The sequence below is a fragment of the Actinocrinis sp. genome, from assembly GCF_035946395.1.
Classification (GTDB): domain Bacteria; phylum Actinomycetota; class Actinomycetes; order Streptomycetales; family Catenulisporaceae; genus Actinocrinis.
In genome coordinates, this window is the sequence record NZ_DASYZI010000393.1 from 1 (window position 1) to 5610 (window position 5610).

6 protein-coding genes and 1 pseudogene are annotated in these 5610 nt (G+C 62.9%); 3 read left to right on the forward strand and 4 right to left on the reverse strand.

The genetic code is table 11. The annotated features are described in order from the left end of the window. Together VGS97_RS24375 and VGS97_RS24380 are read right to left on the reverse strand one after the other, a co-directional pair. Window positions 1-208 (reverse strand): annotated as a pseudogene (locus tag VGS97_RS24375) (arylcarboxylate reductase); the annotation flags it as partial. 1203 nt (window positions 209-1411) lie between these two features. Next, a complete protein-coding gene (locus VGS97_RS24380; protein ID WP_326855973.1) occupies window positions 1412-1870 on the reverse strand; it encodes a hypothetical protein in 459 nt (152 codons plus the stop codon). A gap of 559 nt (window positions 1871-2429) precedes the next feature. Between VGS97_RS24380 and VGS97_RS24385 the strand changes: the two genes are divergently transcribed. The 3 genes from VGS97_RS24385 to VGS97_RS24395 all read left to right on the forward strand — a co-directional run bounded on the left by VGS97_RS24385 (window position 2430) and on the right by VGS97_RS24395 (window position 4101). Beyond that, window positions 2430-2882: an SCP2 sterol-binding domain-containing protein gene (locus tag VGS97_RS24385; RefSeq protein ID WP_326855974.1), complete on the forward strand. Its 453-nt coding sequence runs from the start codon at window positions 2430-2432 to the stop codon at window positions 2880-2882. Between the two features lie 104 nt (window positions 2883-2986). Continuing rightward, the gene (locus VGS97_RS24390) at window positions 2987-3760 is read left to right on the forward strand and encodes a sulfotransferase (protein WP_326855975.1); all 774 of its coding nucleotides are present in this window, start codon (window positions 2987-2989) and stop codon (window positions 3758-3760) included. Window positions 3761-3915: 155 nt separating this feature from the next. After that, entirely contained in the window at window positions 3916-4101 is a 186-nt protein-coding gene (locus VGS97_RS24395; RefSeq protein ID WP_326855976.1) for a hypothetical protein, read from the forward strand. A gap of 21 nt (window positions 4102-4122) precedes the next feature. Here VGS97_RS24395 and VGS97_RS24400 read toward each other — a convergent pair whose 3' ends face one another. Both VGS97_RS24400 and VGS97_RS24405 read right to left on the reverse strand, forming a co-directional pair. Beyond that, a complete protein-coding gene (locus VGS97_RS24400) occupies window positions 4123-4752 on the reverse strand; it encodes a 4'-phosphopantetheinyl transferase family protein (protein WP_326855977.1) in 630 nt (209 codons plus the stop codon). Beyond that, window positions 4733-5610: metallophosphoesterase (locus VGS97_RS24405; protein ID WP_326855978.1), on the reverse strand; the 878-nt coding region annotated here is incomplete at its 5' end. The genes VGS97_RS24400 and VGS97_RS24405, both read right to left, overlap by 20 nt.

Genomic DNA, 5610 nt, shown 5'->3' on the forward strand with positions numbered 1-5610 from the left:
AGCGCCTGTCAACGTCGTAGCGGACCGCCTGATCGCGCTCGAAGATGTTGGGAGTGAACTGGTCCTCGTGGAGAACCGTGAGGCGGACCTGGCCGGTCGCGCCATGCGCGACGGTGGTGCGCCAATCGTGTATGTCGACAACGGTCATCGTGTCCTGGGGACAGCTCGGCGCGTAGGAGATCAGGTCCCCGTCTTGCTCGACAGGCAAGCTTGCCGCGTCGCCAAAGGTGTTGCCTTAGCTGATTCCGCAGGTTCCGCCATCGAGAGCTGCGCTGAGCTCGCGATAGATGTCTGCCGTTAACTTGGGTGCCGCTCAGTCGCGCCCCTCGCAGCTGTGCGGCCAGTTCGGGTCGCCGTCGACCAAGTGCCAGGAGCAACGCAGGTGTCGTGTTTATGTAACTCACGTTCTGGCAGGTCAGCACGTCGCTGATCTGATCGATCAGGTGGTCGGGGTAGCCGTCGGCCCCGGCCAGCCGGGCGGCGCAAACCAGCCTTTTGATCCGCCGCGGATCCATGTCGATGCTGAACGCCAAGGACGCGTAGAGCTCGGACAGTTCCGACATCCCGTTGCCAATGAGGTGGGGGCCGGCGGGCGCAGCATGCAGCCGTGGATTGGCAGGCTCGAATCCTTCATTGGCGTACGGCCACCGCCGCCATACGCCACGATGCAGCAGCATCTCTTTGGTGTAGAACGCACAGCACGGCGTGCCCGTCGCGCCTCCGGAGTCCCAGGCACGGCCAACCAACGGCCAGGGAACGGACAGCGGCACCATCTGAGTGGGACCTTGGCTGCGAAGCTCGTCAAAGGGGAACGTGCTGGACTCGGCCAGCTCGTCGTACTTTGTGATCTCGCGCGGATCGAATGACAGGTCGTGAACCCGCCCCAGCCAATATAGGTTCCCGAGCTCCTTATCAAAGTGCCTTGCGACAACCCGACGCGTCCACGCGTCCAGATCTATAGGCATCCATCGATCGATGGGTTGCTCCGGGGGCACCGTCAACTCGGGGGAGCTCACCATCGCTCGCCATAGCCCTTGGGCGCTGGGCCTGATGTCCAGCCTATACATCGTCACTATGGCGTCTGACATGCCTTGAGGACTCTCAATACGCGCAACACACACCGCCGAAAAGGAGAACTTGAGCGCACCCGACGACAGGGACGCGCCCGGCACGATGCCAAGCTTGATGCCACGTCGGGCCATCTCAGCGTGTATGATCGGTGGGCTGGCCGGGTCTGTACTGTTCCGCATAAACAGGTCACGGATTTCGTCACCTGTTGTCAGCACACTCGGCGCGAACGGGGAATACACCAGTATCCGTGAGTCCCGAAACTCGGTTTTCGCAATGTGTGGCGCCGTGAAATATGCGACGTACTGCGGGATAGGGCTGTGGAAGGCCTCAGTGTGATGGGTCATGAAGACGCTGCCCGGAGAAAGCTTGGCGCGAGCTTTTCAAGGGCTTCGCGAGAGCCGGTAAGCATTATGACTTGGGCAGAACCGTCGATTATAGGGCCGATGTCACAGGTGAAGTAGACGTCTTGCCGGTCAGCGGCGTAGCAGTGGTTCGTGTCTTCAGTGAGCCTTGGCACATGTGCCAGAGCAGCTGCCTGCGGCGGCGAACCGGCCAGCGCCTCAGGAGTCTGGTCAAGGTGACCGAGCAGACGAAACAGTGCCTCGCGGTCCAGGGCGCCCGCGATACACGCGGCAGCCATGCCACCAAGGCTCACGCCACCGATGGCCTGCGGGTGGATTCCGGACTCAACAAGCACATCGCGCACAGCGACAGCCAGTGCCGCCGACCGGACGTGAGCGACGACCTTGTCGCACCGATCGCCACCTTCCGGCCCCGAGAAGATCTGGTCAGGGGTCACGCCTGTCCACCGATGGACATCGTCAAGCCATTCCAGGATCAGCGGAAAGTGGTCATGGAGGCTTCGCCCTCTTGGCTTCTCCCCCAAACCGCTTCCGAGAAGACACGCAAAGCTCACGAAGTCCTCCCGCCGCAGAACTCTCCAATGAGCATCAGTGGATTGCTATTGGGCTGCCTCGATCGGAGCCGGCCAGGAGCGATTGGTGACGACACGGTGGATCGCGTCCTCCCCGTTCGTGCTGCGGACCTGGATTGCGCGTAAGGTCAAACCCGCACGCGGTAGTTCACTGGCGCGGGTATGAGCCAGAATCCTGCCACGGTAGCCGTCAAGATGACCAGCTTCGACGAGCGAACACGATCAGGGCGACGGTCCCGACGCTCAACTGAGGCCGGACCGCAGTTGGACAGCGAGGGCAGTCCGTCCTGCGTTGCCGGCCGGACTGCTCTGAGCGGTTCGGGAGGCGTCTTCCCCACCGTCACCAACACTTGCACCGGCCCCCGGCTCGACCATAGGGTCCTACGGCCAGCGTGGATATCCAGATTTCCCGGGAGGGTTTGCCGTGACCGATCTTGATCTACGCGATCCGTCGTCCATGGATATACGAGATCTGAGACTCCGCATCGCGTCGATGTCGGACACTGAGATCGGCGTGATGATCAAGGGGGACGCCCGGCGGATCCTGATAGAGGAGATCTTCCGCGGGATGCCGGCCTACTTTCAGGCGGATCGGGCCGGCAGCGCCAGCATGATCCTCCGCTGGGTCATCACCGGCGGATCCGACGATCGCACGGACTGCTACGACGTGATCATCGCCGACGGCGACATTCGCATATCGAGCACCGGGGAATCCGAGCCGACGTTGACCTTCACGCTCGCGCCCGTCGATTTCCTCAAGCTGATAACCAATAACGCCAACCCCGCGACGATGTTCGTCCAGGGCAAGCTCAAAGCCGAGGGCGATCTCAGCGCGGCGGCCGACTTCGAAAGCCTCTTCGAAACGCCGAGCGATTAGCTGACTCTGGGCGCACGGCGAATCTGACAGATCGCATCATCGCGCTCTGTGTAAAACTCGTAATTCGGTGCCTCCCCCGCGCGCGGCGCCGGGAAGGGGTATCAGTGGACCGGCTGGTCAATTCACCGGTGTTCATCTTGTCAACCGCACGGGCCGGATCGACGCTGTTGCAGCGGATGATGAACGCTCATTCACTCATCCGCGCGGGTCACGAACTCCACCTCTGCGATGTCACCGTGAATCTGGAAGCTCCCGGCGTCCAGATTGCGATGCGGAATCTCGGCCTCTCGCGAAGAGATCTGGAGAACATGCTGTGGGACCGCGTGCTGCACCACGAGTTGGTGCGCAGCGGCAAGCAGGTGATCGTGGACAAGAACCCTGATAACTCGCTTAACTGGCGACGCATATCCGACTACTGGCCAAACGCTCGCTACATCCTCCTTCTGCGTCACCCGGGAAGCACGCTCCGGTCAGTCATCGAGATGATGCACAACGAGATCATTCCGTTCGTCAACGGCGAGCAGGGCGCGTTGAATGTAACCGGGGTCGACGGAGCCGCTCTGTACTACATCAAAAAGCAGCTGAACGCGATAACCGCAGCACGCGACGCGCTCAGTGGCCTGACGGCCAGGTATGAGGAGCTGGTCACCGACCCGGTTGGCGTGACCCAGGAGATATGCAGTTATCTGAGCGTTCCGTGGGAACGTGGGATGCTGGAGTACGGAAAGAGTGCCCAGGATCCCATCGGCGCATTCCTCGGCGACACGAGCTCGAATATCCGCTCCGGCCAAGTTCAGCCCGGCAAGCTTCCTCCTGCACGCGAGGAGATTCCTGACGGCATCTTGGCGGCGTGCCAGGCGTTGGGGTACTCGGCGTGAACTGCCCATCGTCTGAAAACAGGCCAGTGAAATGGCGATAGCGCAGGAGGCGCAACCAGTCAAAAGGAATTGACTTTGGCATACAGCAAACGAGACATGTGTCAGAGGCCGCAGATCCAATTGGATTTGCGGCCTCTGACACGTCTTGGATCGAGATGAGCCAGACCCAGGATGACGACGACATTGACGACGGCTCCGACGTGTTGAGTGCCGACGAGTTCCGTATTGCGGTCACGCAGTTGCTGCTCACGACGGCGCCGACGCTGGCCAGTGGGCAGATCCTCGATGTCCGGCGCCGACTTGTCACCTTCGCCAAGTCGCATGGCTGGATCGGCGACTGACCCCTGGCGCTGCCTGACCGCTCAGACCGTGATCGCGGTCAGAAGTAGCCCTCGTTCCGCGCGCCAGCGCCCGGTGAACTCACTGAACGGTCCAGGCACGAGCATCTCGGCGTGGAACGTCTCGGCGACGGGGTCGAACTCGATGCGGGCGGCCTCGAAGCCGATGAAGACACGGGCCACCGGGAACCAGGCCTTGTAGACCGACTCCTTCGCGCTGAACAACAGACGGTCCCAGTTGGGTGCGCCTGAGTGCGTCGGCAGTGTGGCCAGCATCTTCAGTTCGGCTGGAAGCGCCACCGCCTCGGCCACACCGTCCGGGAGTGGCTGGTTCGGCTCGGCGTCGATGCCGATGGTCCGCATGTCCTCGCTGCGGGCCACGGCGGCGCCACGATAGCCAGCGCAGTGTGTGAGGCTGCCGACGACGCCGTCCGGCCACACTGGCGCGCCCCGTTCGCCTGCCAATATCGGGGCTGCCGACAGTCCTAGGGCGCCAAGGGCCCGGCGGATACAGGCACGTCCGGTGGCGAACTCGCGCTGGCGTGTTTCTACGGCCTTCGCCACCATCGCCTGCTCCTCGGGGAACAGGAACGCATCGTCGAGGTCACCGTGCTCCTCGGCGGTCGCAACGGTGTCAGGTAGTAGATCGAGCATACAGGCCTCTCAGCTCGTCGCCCGACGTCGCCTCGGGGAGGACCACGGGCCGCAGCACCGGTGGCAGCGTGCTGTGACGCTTCCATTCACGCGGGTATCCGAGCGATACCTCTTGGAACACCACGCCGTCCTTGGTGATGTTGCGCGGTATGTGCAAGTGCCCGTAGACGACTGTCGTGGCCCGGAATCGCCGGTGCCATGAGGCCGTGCGCTCGGTGCCGCACCACTGCGCGAATTCGGGGTAGCGCAGGATCTTCAGGGGGTCCCGGACGAGCGGGTAGTGGTTGACCAAGATCGCGGACTGTTCGGGTGCGCACGCGGCCAGCCGGCGTTCGGTATATTCGACACGCTGTGCGCACCAGGCCTCGCGGCTCGGGTACGGGTCCGGGTGAAGCATCGACTCGTCGGTGCAGACGACTCCGGTGGAGTACGCGTAGGCCAGAGACTCAGCCTTCGTATTAGTGCCGGGCGCGCGGAACGAATAGTCGTAGAGCACGAACAACGGTGCGATCAAGAGCGGACCCCCGGGGCCGGTCCACACGACGTATTCGTCCTCTGGGGTGAGAACGCCGAGCCGGCGGCACATCTCGACCACCCCGCGATAGCGTTCTTCGCCGCGTAGCTTGACCGGGTCGGCGGGATGCGTCCACAACTCGTGGTTCCCGGGTACCCACACGACTTTCTCGAACCGCGAGCGCAGGAGTCCGAGGCACCATTCGATGTCGGCGAAGAGCTCTGCGACGTCCCCGGCGACGATAAGCCAGTCTCCGGGGTCGGTGGGTTGAATCTGCTCGACGAGCTCGCGGTTCTCGCTGTAGCCGACGTGAAGGTCGCTCAGCGCGTACAGGGTCGGTGCCA

What these genes read in the sequence shown, in the direction of transcription:
- VGS97_RS24395 (WP_326855976.1), top strand. Translation starts at nt 3,916, where the DNA reads ATGAGCCAGACCCAGGATGACGACGACATTGACGACGGCTCCGACGTG.
- VGS97_RS24400 (WP_326855977.1), bottom strand. Translation starts at nt 4,752, where the DNA reads ATGCTCGATCTACTACCTGACACCGTTGCGACCGCCGAGGAGCACGGT.